This is a genomic window from Thermaerobacter nagasakiensis, from assembly GCF_055396825.1.
Window position 1 is genome coordinate 2,189,117 of record NZ_AP043740.1, and the last position, 20,498, is coordinate 2,209,614.

The following is a 20,498-nucleotide window of genomic DNA, read 5'->3' on the forward strand; positions in this document are numbered from 1 at the left end:
GCCCGCATCGTGCCCTTCAGACGACCATGGCCTCGTCCATCTCGCCCAGGGTGACCCAGCGCTGGATCTGCTCCGCGCTCATCCCCTCAAGGCCCATCTCCGCCAAACTGCGGCCGCACCGCCAGTAGTCGGTTCCCCGCAGGGCGCCGGCCAGGTGGATGATGCCGTCCATCACCGGCGTCGGCACGCCCAGGCGGCGTCCCAGGGCCGCCATGGGCACCAGGCTGGCCGGCACGTCCTCGTCGAGGTAGCGGTGTTCCACCGAAAGGGGCGCGCCGATGCCGCGGTAGGCCGGATTGGCCTGGATGGCTTCGTAGAGGCCGGCCCCCCAGGCCCCGTACGCCTCCGCCAGCCACTGCCGGGCGCTGCGCAGGCGCAGCCCCAGGGCCCGGGCCACCGCCAGGCGCTCGGCGTCCAGGGCCTCGACGACCCGCGCCACGGCGGGGGAGATGCCCTGGCGATAGTACTCGAAGGGCTCGCCCGATTCCACCCGGGCGGCGTTGAGCAGCAGCGGGGCCGGATGGAAGACGGCCCCGATGTTGTCCAGGCTGGTCTCCAGCACGCTGTCGGCGGCGGTGAAGAGGGGCAGGACCTCCCGCAAGGTCGCCAGCAGCTCCGCGTTGCGGGCGGCTGGCAGGGCGGCGGCCCGCACCTGGCGCTTGAATCCGTAGATCCGCACCCGGGCGGGTCCCGTCACCCGGCTGGCGAAGAGCAGCGTCTGCGCCTCGCCCACCAGGACGTCGGCCCGGTTGCCGGCCTCCCGGAGGGCGGTATGGAAGGCCAGGGCCCCGCCGGTTCGCCCGGGGTGCAGGACCACCACCTGGCCGTCCCCCAGGAAGGGGGCGCACCAGCGGGCCACCTGGCGGTGGGCGGTTGCCGGGACCACCACCATGACCAGGCGGTAGCGGCGCAGCTCGGGGCCGATGGTGCAGGCGACGCGTTCCACCGGCCCGAAGCCCCCCACCTCTCCTTCGAGGAAGATCCCGCCCGCCGCGGCGATGGGTTCCAGCGGTGCGGCGGACCGGTTGTAGAGGGCCACCCGGAAACCCAGCAACCCGAGATACGCGGCCATGGCCTGGCCGCCGTGACCGGCACCGATGACGGCGACGCGTCGCACCCGCACGCGAGGTCCCTCCTTCCTGGCATCTCCTGACCTGCGGCTCTGCTACCGGTGACCTGCGGCCCGGGCACCAGCCCGCGCCGCGGGACCAGCGGGCGCCTGCCCGGCGACCCGCGGGCAGCCCGGTCCCGGCGCCATCTCGATGGGGCCAGCACCCACCCCGGGGCCCCTCAGGCCCGCAGGGATTCATCCGGCAAGGCGCGGCGGCCGGAGGCGCCGGCTGAAGGCGGCCCGGGGGCTTCGCCCGGCGGCAAGCCTTCCCCGCCGTGGCCGCAGGCGGATCGCCTCTTTCTGCGGGCCACCCCTATGCTGGCCATACCTGCACGGGGGGTCGACGGGACAGGACCGCGGCAGGCACCTGCAAGGGGCCCGGGCACGCTCGCCCGGGCGTACCCATGATGGCACCCCGACCCGGCCACTCCACCTGCCACGGGGTAGCCAGCGATGCCTGCCCTTGAATCAAGGGAGAATTCGGAAACCAACCACGGACCGGTCGACACCCGGCGTTTGACCCCGTCCCAGGATGGCGGTGGCTGGCACTGGCGTGGTGTTCCGCAAGCCCGGCGGCGGGATCGGGGAAGCGTGGGAAACCCGATGGTATTGTATGCAAGTTGAGGAAACGCTGTCAAGGGCGATCAGCGGGAAGGGCCGGGGGAAGAAGGGCCCGGCTCGAACCCGGAACGCCTTCACCCGGAATGGCTTCACCCGCGATCCCTCGACACGCTGGATGTTAGGCCTGAAGACCGGACTCGCGGCGGGATCCGCCGGCGTAACCCCCTCCTCCCTGCTGTTCCGGCCCCCCGCCTGCCGCGCCCCGGGCCTGGCGGCCGCCGTTACCCTGGCGGGAGCCGGTGCCGTGCCCGGCACCACCGCCCAGGCCGCTTCCGCCGCCCTGGCCACCATCCCCGCCCTGTCCCCCTTGGGCGCGGCCGCTGTCGCCGCCGCCCCACTGGGAGGTCGCCTCCAGAAGCTGCTCCATCTGCTGGGCGATGGCCTGGCTCTCGCTGATGACCTGACGCAACTTGCGGAGGTTGTTTTCCATGTCCTGGCGCAGCTGCAGGTGGGCGCTGACCAGGCTGAGAGCCGGATTGCGGCCGCCAGGACCGCCGGGCGCCTCGCCGCCCTCCCCTTGCTGCTGCCCGCCGTCGCCGGCTCCCTCCCTGCCGGTGCCGGCTCCCCCGGCGGAGGCCGCATCGTCGCCCGCCGGGTGGGCCGGCCCGGCCGCGGAAAGCATTGCGGTTCCCGGCCCGGGCGGAAGGGCTGTCCACCCCGAAGGCACCATGGCCCCCGGAAGAACCGGCCCGGCCGTGCCGGCGGCTCCCACAGGCCCGCCGGGCCAGCCCCAGCCGCCCGGCATGAGCCCGAACGGCCACGGGCTGCCGCCCGGCCAGCCCCCGGCGCCCGGTACCGGAGCTCCGGTGGGCCCTGCCGCAACGTACCCTGCAGGGACCGTCCCGTGACCGTGCTGGTCCTGGGCGTTTTCACCGCCGTCCCGGGATTCCCCGGCGCCGGGGGGCCGGGCCGCTCCCGGTCCCGTGAACGGCCAGCCTGGCGGCAGGACGCCCGGACCCCAGGGCATCAGGGCGGCCTGCCCGCCCCCCGGGCCGGCGGGCCAGCCCGGCGTTCCCGCCGGCCCTGCCCAGGGGCCGTGGGGCATCAGGCCGGGCGATCCGCCCGCCCCGTCCATCCGGGACGCCCACAGCGGCGCGGCAGCGCCGGGAAACCCGAACAGCCCGGGTGCAGCGGGCCCGCCGGCCTGACCGGGGAAAAGGGGCGCCACCCCTTGCGCCATCCAACCGGTGGTCCCAGCCGTACCCGCTGCCACGGCGGAACCGGCCGCCAGTCCGCCATCAGGGAAGCCGGCGCCCCAACCTCCCGGCCACCCCTGACGCCGCCGGGCACCCTCGGCCTGGCGGGAGCGCTCCCGGCTCCCGCCCTGGCGGCCACCCCCTTGTTCCTCGCCGTCGCGACCGCCGCCCTGGCCGGCCATACCGGCCAGGGCCGCCAGACCCTCCATTCCCCCCTGGTCGACGCCCTGCCGGCCGGCCCCTGAGCCCTCCGAACGGCCGCCGGCCTGGCCCGCAGGCGCCGGGCCGGTATCCTGCCTGCGACCCCGCGCCCCCCGGTCGCCGTGATCGGCCAAGGCCCCGCCGAGGCGGCGCACCCGGCGGGGGGCTCCAGGGCTCTCCCGGCCTGCGGCCGCCCGCTGGACGCCGGCGCCTCCTCCCTGCGCCCCTTCACCGGCGCCGCCCTCCCCGGTGGCCCCGGCCATGCCTGCTGCCGCCAGCGATGCTGCTCCCGGAGCACCGGGCCAGAACCCGGGTCCCCATACTCCGCCCGGGCCGCCAGGCAACGGCACCGTCACGGGCCAGCCGGCTGGCAGGACGGAGGCGTAGGCCGGGCCGGCGGCCGGCGCAACGGCCCCCGGCCCGGCCATAGCTGCCGGGTTCCCGCCGCCCGCCTCCTCCTTGCCCCGGCCCACCGGCCCCAGGAGGTTCGCGGGAACGGCAGGCCACGGGAACGATGCCGGGGGCAACCCCTGGACCGGCAGCGCGCCCCCAGGCGGTGGTACCGAGGCCATCCCGGCCGGCCCCGCCGGCGGCCACCCTCCGGGCCCCATCGCTCCCCCCTGGCCCGTCTCCATGCCACCCCTCATCGCCATCCCGGGATCACCCGTCCTGTGGCGGGTACCGTCGCCCCGCCGCTGATGGTCGTCCTGACCGTCCAGGGTCCCGGGGCGGTCCTGCCGCCCCCGGGGCCCGTCGCCGCGGGCAGGCGGGCCGGCGGCTGCCCCGGCCGCGGTGCCCGGCCCGCCCTCCATTCCTTGCCCCTGAGGCCCGGCGGTCGCAGCCGGCATCCCCCGGCCGGTACCGGGCGGGCCGTGGACTTCCTGCCCGCCGCTCCCGCCGGGCTGCCCCCGGTCCCCGGCCCCGTCGTCCCCGCGACCGGTGACGGCCTCGAACTGTTCCTGCAACCAGCGCCGGGCTTCGACCAGCGGTCCTGCATCCCGGTGCCGCTGGCCCCCCGCGGTGGAGCTGCCCGTGCCGGTACTGGAACGGCTTCCGCGCTGGTCCCTGGGCGCCGGCCCAGCCCCGCCTGCCTTGCCGCCGGTGCGGGCCTGGGGTCCCCGGGCCTCGACCGCCTGCTCCCGCTCAGGAGCCAGGGGCGAAGCCAGGGCCACCCGGGGACTGGGCCGCAGGCGGGCCCGGGGCCCGGGGACCCGTCCCGTCTCCGCCCCCCGGCTCCCGGCCACTAGGGGTCCGGCCAGGGGCACGGCGCCCCGCGTCCCGGGCACCAAAGGGTCAGAGGTCAACCCTCCGGGGCCGGAACCGGTCTCCGGTCCGGGAAACGGCTTCCTCCCCGCCGCCCGCGCACCCCGTGCCGCGTCCGGGCCTCCCGGCGCGGGCCCTGCCGCCGATCCGCCCTGGAGATGCGCGCCGGGGCGGCGCCGTCGAACCCAGCGTGCCACACCCCGCCCTCCCGTCGCCCCCTGGTTCCGGCCGGTATTCTTCCCGGCCGGCCCGGACCGTAGCCGGACCCGCGCCACAGGACACGGGGGAGGCGGGGAGGGCCCCGGCTGCCGCCGCGGCATACCCCGGACCGGCCCGCATATCCATGGGCCAGGGCCGGGGCCGGGTCTCGACCCGAACTTGTCCGTGGCCCCAGGTTCGAGACCGGACCGGCTCCACCCGCGACCCAATCCGGAGGGAGCACCCGCCATGGTCCCCGCTGGCCAGCCGCCGGCCGGCCCCGCCGGGCGGAACAACCGGCCAGGCACCCGCCGCACGGTGGAACCGCCCGCGATCTCCGGGGAGCGGTCCACGGGTGCCCCCGTCCCCTCCCTGCCGCCGGCCGGTCCGGATCCCTCCGGCCCCGGCGGCTCCAGGGTCACCGGCCGCCGTCCCGGATCTGGCACCAGCGGCCGCTTTCCGGACCGCCCTCCCCCCTGGCGCGACCGGCTCTTCCGGAACGCCCCCCGGCTTGTGCTGCTGGCCCTGGCCTTGCTGGCCGGGTGGGTCCTGCTCAGGGGGCCGGCCGGCGGCACGGGGCCGGCGGGCCGGCTCGTCCCCGGGCGCGCCGTGGTCCGGGCCGAGCTGTCCTTCGCCTGGCCCGAATACCCGGGCCGCGCCGTGCTCACCGCGTCCGAACGCCAGGACCTGGCCCGCGCCCTGGCCCGCACCCGGCGGGCGCCGGGGGGGCGCGGCGCCCCGCCGCCGGGGCCCCATTTCGCCTACTGGCAGCTGGACTGGACCGGCAGGACCGGGCGCCCCCACCGGCTGCTGGTCTCCCTGGATGGGCGCTTCTACGACCCCCAACAGGGGTACCTGGACCGGACCGGTCCCCTCTGGGCCGCTCTGGAGCCGGTCACGCGCCGCCTGGCGGCGGACCTCTTCGGCGAGCCGCTGCCGTGGGCCGAGGTCGACCGGCTGTGGCCCTGGGACGCCGTCGCCCAGCTGCGGGACCTGGAGACGGGCCGGACCTTGCGGGTGAGCCGCTACGGCGGCTACCAGCACGCCGACGCCGAGCCGCTGACCCGGGAAGACACCGCCGTCCTCCGCTCCCTCTACGGCGGCAGCTGGAGCTGGCGCCGCCGCGCCGTGGTCCTGGAGGTCGCAGGCCGGAAGATCGCGGCCTCCATCAACGGCATGCCCCACGGCGACCAGGTTGTGGTCGGCAACGGGTTCGACGGGCATTTCTGCGTGCACACCCTGGCCTCCACGACCCATGTGGGCGACCGGGTCGACCCCGGTCACCACCTGATGGTCCTCAAGAGCAGTGGCCAGCTGGCCGCCCACCTGCAGGCTGCGCCGCCCCACGTGGCGGCCACCTGGTTGTGGGTGGCCCTGGCCAACGGGGACGTGGCCACGGCCGCCCACATGGTGGCGGACCCCCGCGACCCGGCCTGGAATCTTCTGGCGCGCCGGCTGGCCACGCGGATGCAGTTCGTGGAGATCGACCAGGCCACGACCCTGGCGGTACAAGGCCCGCAGGCCCGGGTCCGGGTCCGGGGAACCGTCTACTACGCCGGTGATCCGCCGCCGGTGGCGCTGGATCTGACCTGGGCCATGACCCGCCAGGACGGGTTCTGGACGGTGGTCGCCTCCGACGTGGCCCGCCTGCTCCCCCCTGAATCGGACTCTCCGGCCGCACCCGGCCCTGCCGCGCCCGGTGCGCCGCGGCGCTAGCCTACCGGCCACGGGGTCGCCCCGGCGCCCGACCTGCGCCCAGGACCACCGCCCCGGTCAGGACCCAACGGCGGTCCCCCTGGTGCGGGACCCGAAAGTCTCAGCCCCGTCTCAGGGGATCATCAGCATCGTGGGGTTCACTGGCAGGCGGGGAGTTGCCCTGGCAGGAGACACCCCCGCAGCAAACTAAGGAAAACACTGCAACCCGCTCCGGGACGGGCCCCCGCGGCTCCGGCCCCGGCAAGGAGGTCAAGCCCATGAACAGCCGGCCGCCCCATGGCGATCAGACCGCCGGTTCCCCGCCCACCGTTCCCCCGCCTCCATCCCCCGCCCAGCCCGCCGGGGATGGCTCCCGCGGCCCGGCGACGGCGGGCCGCGGCACGGGCCAGAATCAGGCCGCCGGGCCCGCCGCCGGCGACGGCGGCCACCACCGCACCGGAGGGACACCTCGCCGCGCCGGCCTGGCCACCCTGCCGGCCCTCTATCCGGCACCCATCCCCCAGGACGGGCTGGAAGCCGGGCGCGTGCTGCTGCGCGACGGCACCGCCGCCACCCTGCGCCCCGCCCGGGACCGGGACCGCCCCCTCGTGGCCGAGTTCCTTGGGCGGGTCTCGGACCAGTCCCTCATGCGCCGCTTCTTCGCCGGCGAGTCCCGCGAGGCGGCGGTGGAAAGCCTGCTCCAGGTGGGGCCACCGGACGAGCGCTACACCCTGCTGGTGCTGGTGGGAGACCCCGACCACCCGCGCATCGTGGCCAGCGGCACGTACGTCCGGGACGAGCGGGACCCCGACGCGGCGGAAGTGGCCTTCCTCGTGGAAGACGCGTACCAGGGCCGGGGACTCGGCACCCTGCTGCTGGAACGGCTGGCCCTGATCGCCGCCCGCCACGGGATCCGCCGTTTCATCGCCTGGACCCAGCCGGACAACCGCCGCATGCTGGAGGTTCTGCGCGCCAGCGGCTTCGAAGCGGAACAGCACCACCGGGACGGTTACGTCGTGGTCAGCCTGGATGTCCAGCCCAGCCCGGAGAGCGTGGAACGCAGCGAGATGCGGGACCGCATCGCCACGGTGGCCTCCCTGCGGCCCCTCTTCCGGCCCCGGGGCATCGCCGTGGTGGGCGCCTCCCGGGATCCCGGCAGCATCGGTTACCGGATTCTAGAAGCCCTGGTGATGAACCGCTACCAGGGTCCCGTCTACCCCGTCAACCCGAAAGCCGGCGTGGTGGGGTCGATCCCGGCCTACCGTTCGGTGCTGGACATCCCCGGTCCCGTGGACCTGGCCGTCATCGCCGTGCCCCGGGACGCGGTGCTCGACGTGGTCGACCAGTGCGGGGCCAAGGGGGTGCGCGGGCTGGTGGTGATCACCGCCGGCTTCGCGGAGACCGGGGCCGAGGGCCGGGAGCTGCAGGAACGCCTGGTGGCCAAGGTGCGGGGCTACGGCATGCGCATGGTCGGCCCCAACTGCCTGGGGCTGATCAACACCGCCCCCGACGTGCGGATGAACGCCAGCTTCTCGCCGGTGTTCCCGCCCCACGGGCGGGTGGCCATGTCGTCCCAGAGCGGGGCCCTGGGGCTGGCCATCCTGGAGTACGCCCGGGACCTGGGGCTCGGCCTCTCCACCTTCGTCAGCGTGGGCAACAAGGCCGACGTCTCGGGCAACGACCTGATCCAGTACTGGGAGGACGACGAGGACACCGATCTGATCCTGCTCTACCTGGAGTCCTTCGGTAACCCGCGGCGGTTCGCCCGCCTGGCCCGGCGGGTGGGACGCAAGAAGCCGATCCTGGCCGTCAAGGCAGGGCGGACGGCGGCGGGAACCAAGGCCGCCGGCTCCCACACGGCCGCCCTGGCGGCCAGCGACACCGCCGTGGAAGCCCTGTTCCGCCAGGCCGGGGTCATCCGGGCCGACACTCTGGAAGACATGTTCGACATCGCCGCCCTGCTGGCCAACCAGCCGCTGCCCGCGGGACCGCGGGTGGCGGTGGTGACCAACGCCGGCGGGCCGGGCATCCTCGCCACCGATGCCCTGGCCGCGGCAGGCCTGGAGGTGCCCGAGCCGTCCCCGGCCACCCGGGAGGCGCTGCGCCGGTTCCTCCCGCCGGCGGCCAGCCTGGGCAATCCCATCGACATGATCGCCTCTGCCACCGCGGAGGATTACCGCCAGACGCTGCGGGCGGTGCTGGCCGATCCCACCTTCGACGCGGCGCTGGTGATCTTCATCCCCGTGGGCTTGGCCGACGTGGACGGTGTGGCGGCGGCCGTCCGGGACGCGGTGGCGGAGGCCCGGGAGGCAGGGCACCACAAGCCGGTGCTGGCGTGCTTCATGAGCACCCGGGGCCTGCGCCAGCCCCTGGCGGTCGGCGACGAGCGGATCCCCTCCTACCGGTTCCCCGAGTCGGCGGCCCGGGCGCTGGCCAAGGCGTACGAGTATGCCCGCTGGCGCCGGCGGCCCCTGGGCCGGATCCCCGCCCACCCCGACCTGGACATCGACCGGGCCCGGGCCATCTGCCGGGAGGCGGCGGCCCGGGGCGGCGGCTGGCTGCCGGCGGAAGAAGTCGACGGGGTGCTCGAAGCCTTCGGCCTGCCCCGCGTCCCCTCGCGTTTCGTCCGGGACGAGGAGGCGGCCGTGCAGGCTGCGGAGGAGCTGGGCTACCCCGTGGTGGTGAAGATGGCCTCCCGCACCCTGGTCCACAAGACCGAGTGGGACGGCGTCCAGCTGAACCTGGAAGATGCCGGCGCGGTGCGGGCGGCCTGCCGGGGGATCCGCGACCGCCTGGCGGCGGCCGGCCGGGCCGGGGAACTGGACGGGTTCGTGGTCCAGCCCATGCTGCCCGGCGGCACCGAGCTGGTGGTCGGCGTGACGGAAGATCCCCTCTTCGGCCCGCTGGTGGCCTTCGGCCTGGGCGGGGTCCACGTGGAGATCCTCCAGGACGTGGTCTTCCGCATCACGCCCCTGACCGACGTGGACGCCGCGGAGATGGTCCGCAGCATCCGGGGCTACCGGCTGCTGGAGGGTTACCGCGGCCATCCGCCGGCGGATCAGGAAGCCATCCAGGACGTGCTCCTGCGGGTCTCGCGGCTGGTGGAAGAGGTGCCGGAGATCGCCGAACTGGACATCAACCCGCTCAAGGCCTACGAGCCCGGCCGCGGCTGCTACGTGATCGACGCCCGGATCCGGGTGGAACCGGAAGAGCCGGGCAGCCGGCAGCGCAGCGCCCCCGATCCCGGTGACGCGTGAGGTCGCACCGGGGGCCGGGGCCGCGCCCCCGGCCCCCGGGCCTCACACCGTCACCATCAGCACGCCGCTGCCGCCGGGCTCCGGTTCCCGGCGCAGCCGGCCCTCCGCCTCCATCCACTCCACGTGGCCGTGGACCTCGGACAGGGCCAGCAGCACGTGGCCGGGATCCCCGCGGCCAAAGAGGTCGACGGCCAGCTGGTAGAGGGTGGCGCGCCCTCCCCGGGCCTCGACCCCCCGGAGAATCTGCCCAGCCCGTTCTTCCATGCCCTGCAGGCGCCGGTCGATCAGGTCCTGGTGGCCCGCGAAGGGCTCGCCGTGGCCGGGCAGGCAAAGGCGCACGGGCAGGGGCCGGATCCGGCGCAGGGACCGCCGGTAGTCCACCAGGCTGCGGGGCGGTTCCGGGCGCACCGGGCGGCCGTGCTCGTCCAGGGGCGAGGGTTCCGGCATGGCGTTGGACGAGATGGCCGGCAGCAGGTGGTCGCTGCTGATCAGAAGCCCGTCCTTCTCCCGGTAGAGACAAACCTGGGACTGGGCGTGGCCCGGGGTGTGCAGGACCAGCCAGAGGTCGTCGCCCATCTCCACCGTGTCGCCGTCTTCCAGCCAGCCGGCCACGGGCACGGCGGGTTCCGCCGCCATCAGAAGGTGCAGGCCCTGCAGCATGCCGCCCGCCAGGTCCGCGGGCACCCCCGCCGCGCGCCCGAAGTCCCGGAAGAACGCCTCCCGCTCGGGATCCTGCCCGCCCCGGAAGTGGCGGGCACCCCAGCGGTGGGCCAGGACCGGCGGCAGGGTGCGCCCCGGCCACCGGCGCAGGAGCCCGAAGTGGTCGGCGTGGGTATGGGTGATGACCACCTGGGCCAGGTCGTCCCACCCCATGCCGGCCGCGACCAGTCCCGCCTCCAGAGCCTCCCATCCCTGCCGGCCGCCCGGCCCCACGTCCACCAGGGTGGGCACCCGCCCCAGGATGACGTAGACGTTGACGTCTCCCACCGCAAAAGGCGTCGGCACGGTGATGCACAGCACCTGGTCGTCGACCCGGCGGACCCGGGCCGGGACTCCGGCCGCCGGGGCCCCGGCACCCTTGCCCGGGGTTGCCATGGCTCCTGCCTCCTTGCTTCGAGGTCCGGGTGCGTCGCGTCCCCGCGGGCCGGGCACCATGGTGCCGCCGCAGGGGTGGAAGCGGCCGGCATTCCCCCTCGACCGCCAGCTCTCACCACCGGGGCCGGCGATGCCCCCTGCGGCGGCGCCGGGTGCGCGCAGAGGCCCGGCCGGGAGCCGCCCGGGAATGGGGGCGGGCGGGAGCCTCCGGGCTCCCGCCCGCCCTCGCCGGGGCTCGGGCGGCCCCCGGCGGCCCGCTCGCCACAAAACCGCCGTCCTGGCGCTACGGCCTCCTCGCCACCGGGGCACCGCCGGGGCCGCGGGCAGGCCGTTCGCGCCGCTCCGGTGGGGCCGGCCCCGGGGTGGTGGGCCTGCGCCCGCGTGCGGCCTCCCGCGCCCTGCGCCCGGTGACGCCGCCGGCCCGGTCCGCTCTCAGCGGGCCGCCAGGGGGTAGCCGCCGGCCTCCAGCACCGCCCGGGCCACCTGCCGTCCCAGGGCCACCTGGTTCACGGGTTCCCGCCGCAGCAGGCGCCGCACGATGCCCAGCTGGACCTGGAGGGTGTCGCCGCTCTCGATGGCCGCCAGGGCGTTGCGGGCGATGATCTCCACCCGGTCCAGGCTGCCGGCCACGAACAGCCGCGCCAGGTCGGCGTGGATGCCGGAGCCGCCGGCCTTGAGGGCCCGCAGCACGGCGCTCTCCATGGCGTACAGCTCGATGGCGAGGTCGGCGATGGCGGCCAGCAGCTCCTGCTCGTGCTCCAGCTGCTGCATGTACTTCTGCACCGCCAGGCCGGCCACCATCAGGCCCAGGCGCCGGGTGTTGGCGACGAGGGCCTGTTCTTCCGCCAGGGGGCCTGAGGCCGCCTCGCCGGCCGGTCCCAGGGGCGACATCTCGGCCAGCTCCTTCTGCACCCGGGACAGGGCCTGCATCAGGGGCAGCTGGCCCTTCATGGTCCGCCGCATCAGCTCGCGGGGGATCAGCAGGCGGTTGATCTCGTTGGTCCCCTCGAAGATGCGGTTGATGCGCGCATCCCGGTAGGCCCGCTCCACCTCGTATTCCTGCATGTAGCCGTAACCGCCGTGGATCTGCACGGCCTCGTCCACCACGAAGTCCAGGGTCTCCGACCCGAAGACCTTGTTGATGGACGCCTCCACGGCGTACTCCGAGATGGCGGTGATGGCCTGCCGGCCCGCATCGGGGGCATCCTGGTCGATCTCGCTCAGGCTGGCGTCGAAGGCGCCCGCGGTGCGGTAGACCATGGCCTCCAGGGCGTAGGTCCGGGCAGCCATGGCGGCCAGCTTCTGCTGGATCAGGGGGAAGCTGGCGATGGGCTGGCCGAACTGCTTGCGGCCCTGGGCGTACTGGGTAGCCAGGGCGATCAGTTCCTTGCAGGCGCCCAGGTTGCCCGCGGCCAGCTTCCAGCGGCCGATGTTGAGGATGTTGAAGGCGATGTGATGCCCCTTGCCCACCTCATGGAGCACGTTCTCCACCGGCACGGGCACGTCGTTGAGGTACAGGGTCCGGGTGGACGAGCCCTTGATGCCCATCTTGCGCACTTCCTCCGACACCGACACGCCGGGGAAGCTGCGCTCCACGATGAAGGCGGTCATCTTGTCGCCGTCGACCTTGGCGTAGACGACGAACACGTCGGCGAAGCCGGAGTTGGTGATCCACTGCTTCTGCCCGTTCAGGATGTAGTGCTTGCCGTCGGGCGAGAGCACGGCCCGGGTCTTGCCGCCCAGGGCGTCGGAACCCGCGTCGGGCTCCGTCAGGGCGTAGGCGGCGATCCACTCGCCGGTCGCCAGCTTGGGCAGGTAGCGGCGCTTCTGCTCCGGGTTGCCGAAGTAGACGATGGGCAGCGTGCCGATGCCCGTGTGGGCGCCGAAGGTGACGCCGAAGGAGCCCGCCGGCGCCAGCTTCTCCACCACCAGGGTGGCCGTCGCCTTGTCGAGGCCCAGGCCCTCATAGGCGGCCGGGATCTCCACGGCCAGCAGCCCCAGCTCGCCGGCCCGCCGCAGCAGGGCGACCGAGTGCTCGTGGTGCCCGTGCTCCAGCTCGTCGATCAGGGGCCGGACTTCCTGCCATGCGAAGTCCCGGGCCACCTGGCCGATCATCTTCTGCTCCTCGTTCAGGTCCTCCGCCGTGAAGATGTCTCCCGGTGCCGTGGCTTCCACGAGGAAGCCCGCGCCCAGCGGCTTGCGCCCGCGGGCCTCGCCGCCCGCCGGCATGGGCTGCGCATCCGCCATGCTCCTCATCCCTCCCAAGGCTCTTGCCGGTTCCAAGGTCTCCGGGGTCCCCGGGTCAGCTGGCGAATTCGAAGACGCCCGCCGCACCCATGCCGCCGCCGATGCACATGGTCACCACGCCGTAGCGGGCCTTGCGCCGGGGCGCCTCGTGCATCAGGGTGACCACCTGCCGCGCCCCCGTGCAGCCCAGGGGATGGCCCAGGGCGATGGCGCCGCCGTTGACGTTCACCCGGGCGGGATCCAGCTCCAGCTGGCGCACCACCTGGATCACCTGGGCGGCAAAGGCCTCGTTGAGCTCGATGAGATCCACGTCCTGCAGCCGCACCCCGGCCATCTTGAGGGCCTTGGGAACGGCCACCACGGGACCCACGCCCATGATGTCGGGATCCACACCGCCCACGGCGAAGCTCCGGAAGATGGCCTTGACCGGCAGCCCGCGGCGCCGGGCCTCCTCGGCCGACATGACGATCACCGCCGCCGCGCCGTCGTTGGTGGGCGAGGAGTTGCCCGCCGTCACCGACCCGTCCCGGCGGAAGGCCGGCTTGAGCTGGGCCAGGCGCTCCAGGGTGGTGTCCCGGCGCACGCACTCGTCCGTGTCGAAGGTGAAGGTCTCCTCCAGCCGCTTGCCCTGTTCCACCCGCACCCGGCGCACGGTGACGGGCACGATCTCCTCCTTGAAGCGGCCCGCGTCGATGGCGGCCGCAGCCTTGCGGTGGCTCTCCAGGGCCCAGCGGTCCTGGTCCTCCCGGCTGACGCCGAAGCGCCGGGCCACCTCCTCCGCCGTGTGGCCCATGCCCATGTAGACCTGGGGATACTCCGCCACCAGCGCCGGGTTCAGGGAGGGGTTGTGCCCCATCATGGGCACCCGGCTCATGGTCTCCACGCCGCCGGCGATGACGATGTCGGCCCCTCCCACCATCACCCGCTCCGCCGCGATGGCGATGGCCTGGAGGCCCGACGAGCAGAACCGGTTGACGGTGAAGCCCGGCACGCTGGTCGGCAGGCCCGCCCGGATGGCCGCAATGCGCGCGATGTTGAGCCCCTGCTCGCCCTCGGGCAAGGCGCAACCCAGGATGACGTCGTCGATCTCGCCCGGCTCGATGCCCGGCGCCCGCTCCAGAGCCGCCTTGATCACCAGGGCAGCCAGGTCGTCGGCCCGCATGTCCTTCAGGGCGCCCTTCTGGGCGCGGCCGATGGCCGTCCGGGCACCGGCTACGATCACCGCTTCACGCATGCCGCTCACCTCGCTTCCGAGGGTGGTGTCAGTTGCGCAGGGGCTTGCCCGTCTTGAGCAGGTGCTGCATCCGCGCCTGGGTCTTGGGCTCGCCCACCAGGCTGAGGAAGGCTTCCCGCTCCAGGTCCAGCAGGTACTCTTCGTCCACCTCGGTGCCCGGCGGCACGTCACCCCCGGCCAGCACGTGGGCCAGCTTGCGGGCGATCTTGAGATCGTGCTCGCTGGCGTAGCCGCTCCAGTGCATGCTGATGGCCGCCAGCTCCAGCAGGGCCCGCCCGCTGTCGCCCACCACGGGGATGCGCCGGCGCACCGGCGGCCGGTAGCCCGCCTCGTCGAGGGCCAGCACCGCCTGCTTGGCCTCGTGGATCAGGTGGTCCGGGTTCACCACGATGCGGTCGGTGTTCCGGAAGAACCCCAGCTGCCGCGCCTCGGCCGCCGACAGGGCCACCCGCGCCGTGGCGATCAGCTCGAAGACCCGGTTGACCAGCACCTGCAGGTTGACCCGGCCCATCACGTCGGTGGTGGCCGGCCCGGGCGTCTGGCCGTACTTGCCCGAGAAGACCTCCGGCACGTTCTCGATGGCCCTCAGCAGCATCTCCTTGGTGCCGCCGCCGCCCGGGATGACCCCGGCGCCCACCTCCACCAGGCCGATGTAGGTCTCGGCCGACGCCACCACCTGCGCGCCGTGCAGGGCCACCTCGCAGCCGCCGCCCACGGTGATGCCGTACGGCGCCACCACCACCGGGCGGGCGGCGTACTTGAGCTTCATGTTGGCGTACTGGAACCGGCGCACCATGGCATCGATCTCGTCCCACTCGCCCATCTGCGCCGCCAGCAGCATCAGCATGAGGTTGGCGCCCACCGAGAAGTTGGGCTTGACGTGGCTGGAGATCACCAGGCCGCGCCAGTTGGCCTCCACCTCGGCCACCGCCTTCTCCACCATCTGGATGAAGTCGGGGCCGATGGCCTGCTTGGGCCCGTGGAAGTCCAGAAGCAGGACCTCGTCGCCCAGATCGACCAGGGTCGCCCCGGTGTTGCGGTCGACCACCCGGTTCCGCTTCAAGAGCAGGGGAACGTCGATGGCGCGCGGGTCCGGCCCCACCGGGACGTACTCGCCGCCCGCCGCCAAGGCCAGCGTGCGACCGTCCTTCTCCACGTAGAACCGGCCCGGCCCGGTCTTGATGGCCTCCACAAGCCAGCCGGGCAGGCGCTCGCCGTCCCGCTCCATGCGCTCCAGGACCGCCGCCGCGCCCAGGGCGTCCCACAGCTCGAAGGGCCCCGCGTTCCAGCCGAAGCCCCATTTGATGGCCCGGTCGATGCTGGCCACGTCGTCGGCGATCTCGCCCAGCTTGTTGGCGGCGTAGGCCAGGCTGCGCCGGGTGACCTCCCAGGCGAAGCACCCCGCCACGTCGTCCGCCGCCAGCAGGGTCTTGATCCGCTGCAGCGGGTCTTCGATGGCCCGCACCGCCTGCAGGGACGGCGCGTTCAGCCGCCGGCGCGGCCGGTATTCCATGGTGGCAGGATCGAGCACCAGGATCTCCCGGCTGCCGTCGGGCTGCTTGACCCGCTTGTAGAAGCCCTGGCCGGCCTTCTCGCCCGTCCAGCCCCGTTCCACCAGCTGGCGCATGAACTCGGGGAGGGTGAAGGCCGCCTGTTCTTCCGGATCCTGCACGGCGGCGCGGGTGTTGTCCGCCACGTCCTTCATCACGTCGATGCCGACCACGTCCAGGGTGCGGAAGGTGGCGCTCTTGGGCCGGCCCATGTTCTCGCCGGTGATCTCGTCCACCTCGTCGGGGCCGAGGCCGAACTCCTGCATCGCCCGGACCGTCACCATGAGCCCGTAGCAGCCGATGCGGTTGGCGATGAAGTTGGGCGTGTCCTTGGCCAGCACGACCCCCTTGCCCAGGATCCGCGTGGCGAAATCGCGCATGGCTTCGACCACGGCCGGGTCGGTGTCGGGGGTCGGGATCAGCTCCAGCAGGTGCAGGTAACGAGGCGGGTTGAAGAAGTGGGTCCCCAGGAACCGCCGCCGGGCCTCTTCCGGCAGCGCGCTGGCGATGGCCCGGATGGACAGGCCCGAGGTGTTGGTGCTGTAGATGCCCCCCGGCCGCAGGAAGGGGGCCACCCGTTGCCACAGCTGCTGCTTGACGGGCAGTTGCTCAAGCACTGCCTCGACGACCCATTCGGCGTCGCGCAGGCGCGCCAGATCCCCCTCGTCCTGGAAGGAGGCCGGCGAGATGAGGTCCAGCACGTCCCGGGTGTAGATCGGCGAAGGCTTGAGCTCCGCCAGGCGCTGCCTGGCCTTCTCCACCAGTTCCCGGCTGAGGTCGAACAGGTCGACGGGAATGCCCTGGTTGGCCAGGTGGGCGGCAATCTGGGCGCCCATGGTGCCGGCCCCCAGCACCGCAACCCGGCGAAAGACCTTCGGCATCGCGTCCCCTCCCATCGTGGTCCGGCCGCCCGTTCCGGCCGCCGCCCGGCGGTAGCAGCGCCCCGGCCCCAGGCCGGCCTCCAGCCACCGGCCGCGGCGGTGGCTGGAGGCCGGGGGCCTGGCGCCGACCGACCGGTCGGTCGAGTCATGGATGACTTCGACGGCGCCGGGTAAATCCCTTCGCGGGGCCGGGCGGAGTTTTCGACCAGCGCCATCCGCGGACCGCCCCGGTGTAGCAGGCCGCCGCGCTATAGTGGTGAAAGGGGCTCTACTCCGACCTGGCATCGGGTTGAACCGCACCTGGTATCGGGTCCAACAGCAGAAATCACGGGAGGGACACCCTTGAACGGCCTGGTCCTGGCCGCCGTCCTGCAGGAGTTGAGCAGCTTGCTGCCCGCCCGGGTGGAACGGATCTACCAGCCCGAACCCCACCTGCTGGTGCTGCGGCTGTACGCCGGGCGGGAGGTGCACCTGCTGATCGGAGCCGATCCCAGCCTGCCACGGCTGCACCTGACGGCCCGGCCGCCGGCCAACCCGCCGGCGCCGCCGGCCTTTTGCATGCTCCTGCGCAAGCACCTGGAGTCGCTGCGCCTGGTGGCGGCCCACCAGGGGCCGGCCTTCGACCGCTGGGTTCAACTGGCCTTTGTTGCCCCCGGCCCGGACGAACCGGCCCGGCGCCGGTACCTGATCGTCGAGCTTTTGGAGCGGCGGGCCAACGTGGTCCTCACGGACGGCGAGGGCCGCATCCTCGATGCCCTGCGGCGCACGCCCGACACCGCCTCGCGCTCCCTGGTGCCGGGGAGCCGGTACCAGCCGCCGCCGGCTCCCACGCCTCTTCCCGACGGGGACGCCGGCTCCCTTGGCCGAACCTGGCTGGAGGCCGTCACGGCACCGGGCCCCGAGGCAGCCGCCGGCCGCTCCCGCGGGTCCCGGCCCGCATGGCGCAGGCTGCTGGAGCAGGTGCCGGTGCTGGGCCGGGAACTCGCGCAGGAGGCCCTCCACCGGGCGGGGCTGGACCCGGCCACCGGCAAGCCCCTTCCCGCGGAGGCGACCGCTGTCCCGGAGGGGGCAGGGCGGGGGGAGACCCTGGCCAGGGTGGTGCTGGGCTGGCTGGCTGCGGCCCGGCAGGGCCGGTTCGACCCGGTGCTGGTGCGGAACCCGGAGGGCGTTGCCGTCGCTCTGACCGCCTTTCCGGTCACCCCGCCGCCCGGGGCCCGGCTGGAAAGGCCGCAAGGTGCCCTCTGGCCCCTGTGCGACGTCTTCTACCGGGAGCGCCTGGACGCCCTGACCCGCCAGCGCCTGCGCCAGCAGCTGGAGCAGCTGCTGCGGGAGGCCCTCGGCCGGGCCCGGCGGCGCCTGGAGGCGCGGGAAGAAGACTTCGAGCGCACCGAGCAGGCCGAGCCCTACCGTATCTACGGTGAGCTCCTGACGGCCTTCGCCAGCCAGGTGCCCCGGGGCGCCAGGGAGGTGACCCTGCCCAACTACTACGACCCGCAGGGCGCCACCGTGACCATTCCCCTGGACCCGGCCCTGAGCCCTCAGGAGAACGCCCAGCGCTACTTCCGCCTGTACCAGAAGGCCCGGCGCGGCCGGGAACAGGCGGCGGCCCTGCTGGAGGCCGCCCGGGAGGAGGTGGCGTACCTGGAGTCGGTGGAACAGGCCCTGGCCGAGGCCGTCTCCGCCGGCGACCTGGAGGCCATCGCCGCCGAACTGGCGGAGCAGGGCTACGCCCCGGCCTTTGCGAACCTGGCCGCCCAGCCTCTCCCGGCAGGGAAGGGGTCAAGCCCCCGGGGTGCGGATCCCGGGCGCGGCCGGGACCGGGGCCCGGCCGGTCCTGCGGCCGCGGCGACCACGGGAGTCCCGCTCTCCCGGGCCCGGCGTGCCGGCGACGGAGGGGCCGGGTTCCTCCGCTACCGCGGGCCGGGGGGTGAGCTCATCCTGGCGGGACGCAATAACCGGCAGAACGACGCCCTTGTCACCCGGGTCGCCAACCCTTGGGACATCTGGCTGCATGCCCGGCAGGTGCCGGGTTCCCACGTGCTTTTGCGGCTGGCCCACCGGGAGGCGGAGCCGTCGCCGGAGGCGCTGGAGGCGGCGGCGCGGGTGGCGGCCTACCACAGCAGGGCCCGGAGCTCGGGCCGGGTGGCCGTGGACTACACCGAAGCGCGCCACGTGCGCAAGCCCAAGGGCGCCCGGCCCGGCTTCGTCCGCTACGAGCACGCCCGCACCTTGTTCGTGTCCCCCGATCCGGAGGGTCTTCCTCCCCGGCTGGATGGGGCGTCCGCTGCTGACCGCGGCGGGGAGCCCGGAGCAGGGGGCGCCGGGGACGGCGACGGCCCGGAGAAGCCCGGCGGTGACGGGGCCCCGTCCCCCGCCACGGCCCTGGAAGGGGGCGGAGGGCCCGCGGCCGCTGGGCGGAGGCGGCAAGGATGACCGTGCCACCCGCGGCGGCCCCACCCTGCCGCGACGGCCCTGCACCAGCGGCCGGGGGTCTTGGCGGCGCGGCAGGAAGCGGCGGGGACCCGGCCGGGGGCGGGCACCGGAAGGCAGCGGGATCGGGACAGCCACGGGCGGGGGAGGGTGGACCATGGTGCAGGCAACCGAATCGATCATGGTCCAGGCAACCGCATCCGAATCCGTAAGGCTGGGCGGGGCCGCGGGCCCGGTGCCCCCGCGGGTGCTGGTGGCGCCGGACTCCTTCAAGGGCAGCCTCACGGCGGAGGAGGCCGCGGCCGCCATGGCCCGCGGCGTGGCCCGCGGCTGGCCCGGGGCGGCGGCCACCCAGCTGCCGCTGGCTGACGGGGGCGAGGGCACCGCGGCGGTACTGGTTCGCGCCACGGGCGGCCGCTGGATCCGGTGCCGGGTGACGGGGCCCCTGGGGGAACCCGTGGAGGCCCGGTGGGGTCTTCTCGGTGACGGCCAGACGGCGGTGGTGGAGATGGCCGCCGCCTCGGGGCTGCTCCTGGTGCCCCCCGGCAAGCGCCGGCCCCTGGAGGCCACCACCACCGGCACGGGGGAGCTGATCCGGGACGCCCTGGACCATGGCTGCCGCCGGCTCCTGGTTGCCATCGGCGGCAGCGCCACCACCGACGGCGGCACGGGCATGCTGGCGGCCCTGGGAGCCCGGTTCCTGGACGGCGCCGGGCGGCCGCTCCCGCCCGGGGGCGGCGCCTTGACCCGCCTGGAACGGATCGACCTTGACGGCCTGGATCCGCGGCTGCGCAAGGTCGCCATCCAGATGGCGTGCGATGTGGACAATCCCCTGACGGGCCCTCGCGGCGCCGCCCGCGTGTACGCCCCCCAGAAGGGTGCCACCCCCGAGCAGGTGGAGATCCTGGAGTCGGGACTGGTACGCCTGGCAGACGTGGCGGCCCGCACCCTGGGCCATGACCGGCGGGACGAACCCGGCGCCGGCGCCGCAGGCGGCCTGGGCTTCGCCCTGGTCGCTTTCCTGGACGCCCGGCTCCGGCCCGGTGCCGAGCTGGTGATGGACGCCGCCGGCTTCGACCGTCACCTGGAAGACGCCGACCTGGTGCTGACGGGGGAAGGCCGCACCGATTCCCAGACCCTGGCGGGCAAGCTGGTGGCCCGGGTGGCTGCCCGGGCCCGCCGGTACGGGCGCCCCGTGGTGGTGATCTCCGGCGCCGTCGACCCGGCGGTGGAACCGGCCCTGAAGGAAGCGGGGGTCGCCGCCCTTCTGGCGGCGACCCCCGGGCCCGTGCCGGTGCGGCAGGCCATCGCCCAGGCCGGCCGCAACGTGGAGGCGGCGGCGGCCACGGCCCTGGCGCTGCTGCGCCTCGGGGCGGGGCTTGCCCGGGCGGAGCCACCCCGGGCATGAGCCCCAGACCGCTTCCTGCGCCTCTTCCCTGCTCCCCTACTGTGCCTTTTCCCTGCTCCCAGCCCTGCTGCCCGGCCCTGCGCCCGGGCCCTGCCACCGGACCGGCCGCTG

The 20,498-nt window shown here is 74.4% G+C and carries 11 protein-coding genes; 5 read left to right on the plus strand and 6 right to left on the minus strand.

Annotated elements, in window-relative coordinates; genetic code table 11:
• Positions 1-16: 16 nt before the first annotated feature.
• Together ACZ5T9_RS09370 and ACZ5T9_RS09375 are read right to left on the minus strand one after the other, a co-directional pair.
• Positions 17-1,123 (minus strand): NAD/NADP octopine/nopaline dehydrogenase family protein, encoded by a 1,107-nt coding sequence (locus tag ACZ5T9_RS09370; RefSeq protein ID WP_006905045.1) that lies wholly within the window; start codon positions 1,121-1,123, stop codon positions 17-19.
• Positions 1,124-1,850: 727 nt separating this feature from the next.
• Positions 1,851-2,354 carry a hypothetical protein gene (locus ACZ5T9_RS09375; RefSeq protein WP_464832785.1) on the minus strand — a complete coding sequence of 168 codons (504 nt, stop codon included), beginning with the start codon at positions 2,352-2,354 and terminating at the stop codon, positions 1,851-1,853.
• A gap of 549 nt (positions 2,355-2,903) precedes the next feature.
• Between ACZ5T9_RS09375 and ACZ5T9_RS09380 the strand changes: the two genes are divergently transcribed.
• The 3 genes from ACZ5T9_RS09380 (at position 2,904) to ACZ5T9_RS09390 (ending at position 9,542) form a co-directional block, all read left to right on the plus strand.
• On the plus strand, positions 2,904-3,173 hold the full coding sequence (locus ACZ5T9_RS09380) for a hypothetical protein (RefSeq protein ID WP_156821940.1): 270 nt from the start codon (positions 2,904-2,906) through the stop codon (positions 3,171-3,173).
• A gap of 1,930 nt (positions 3,174-5,103) precedes the next feature.
• Positions 5,104-6,306, plus strand: coding sequence for a hypothetical protein (locus ACZ5T9_RS09385; protein ID WP_464832786.1), 1,203 nt, complete (start codon positions 5,104-5,106; stop codon positions 6,304-6,306).
• A gap of 257 nt (positions 6,307-6,563) precedes the next feature.
• On the plus strand, positions 6,564-9,542 hold the full coding sequence (locus ACZ5T9_RS09390; RefSeq protein WP_006905048.1) for a bifunctional acetate--CoA ligase family protein/GNAT family N-acetyltransferase: 2,979 nt from the start codon (positions 6,564-6,566) through the stop codon (positions 9,540-9,542).
• Between the two features lie 42 nt (positions 9,543-9,584).
• Here the strand turns inward: ACZ5T9_RS09390 and ACZ5T9_RS09395 are convergent, their stop codons facing one another.
• The 4 genes from ACZ5T9_RS09395 to ACZ5T9_RS09410 form a co-directional block, all read right to left on the minus strand.
• The gene (locus tag ACZ5T9_RS09395) at positions 9,585-10,637 is read right to left on the minus strand and encodes an MBL fold metallo-hydrolase (protein ID WP_464832787.1); all 1,053 of its coding nucleotides are present in this window, start codon (positions 10,635-10,637) and stop codon (positions 9,585-9,587) included.
• A gap of 432 nt (positions 10,638-11,069) precedes the next feature.
• Positions 11,070-12,884 (minus strand): acyl-CoA dehydrogenase family protein, encoded by a 1,815-nt coding sequence (locus ACZ5T9_RS09400; RefSeq protein ID WP_464832788.1) that lies wholly within the window; start codon positions 12,882-12,884, stop codon positions 11,070-11,072.
• Between the two features lie 55 nt (positions 12,885-12,939).
• Positions 12,940-14,118 carry a thiolase family protein gene (locus ACZ5T9_RS09405; protein ID WP_464832789.1) on the minus strand — a complete coding sequence of 393 codons (1,179 nt, stop codon included), beginning with the start codon at positions 14,116-14,118 and terminating at the stop codon, positions 12,940-12,942.
• Between the two features lie 28 nt (positions 14,119-14,146).
• Positions 14,147-16,549: a 3-hydroxyacyl-CoA dehydrogenase/enoyl-CoA hydratase family protein gene (locus tag ACZ5T9_RS09410; protein ID WP_464832790.1), complete on the minus strand. Its 2,403-nt coding sequence runs from the start codon at positions 16,547-16,549 to the stop codon at positions 14,147-14,149.
• 342 nt (positions 16,550-16,891) lie between these two features.
• On the opposite strand from ACZ5T9_RS09410, the gene ACZ5T9_RS09415 reads away from it, so the two are divergent.
• Both ACZ5T9_RS09415 and ACZ5T9_RS09420 read left to right on the plus strand, forming a co-directional pair.
• Positions 16,892-18,982: an Rqc2 family fibronectin-binding protein gene (locus tag ACZ5T9_RS09415; protein ID WP_464832792.1), complete on the plus strand. Its 2,091-nt coding sequence runs from the start codon at positions 16,892-16,894 to the stop codon at positions 18,980-18,982.
• Between the two features lie 154 nt (positions 18,983-19,136).
• Positions 19,137-20,387, plus strand: a complete 1,251-nt coding sequence (locus ACZ5T9_RS09420) for a glycerate kinase (RefSeq protein WP_464832793.1) — start codon at positions 19,137-19,139, stop codon at positions 20,385-20,387.
• Positions 20,388-20,498: the final 111 nt, after the last annotated feature.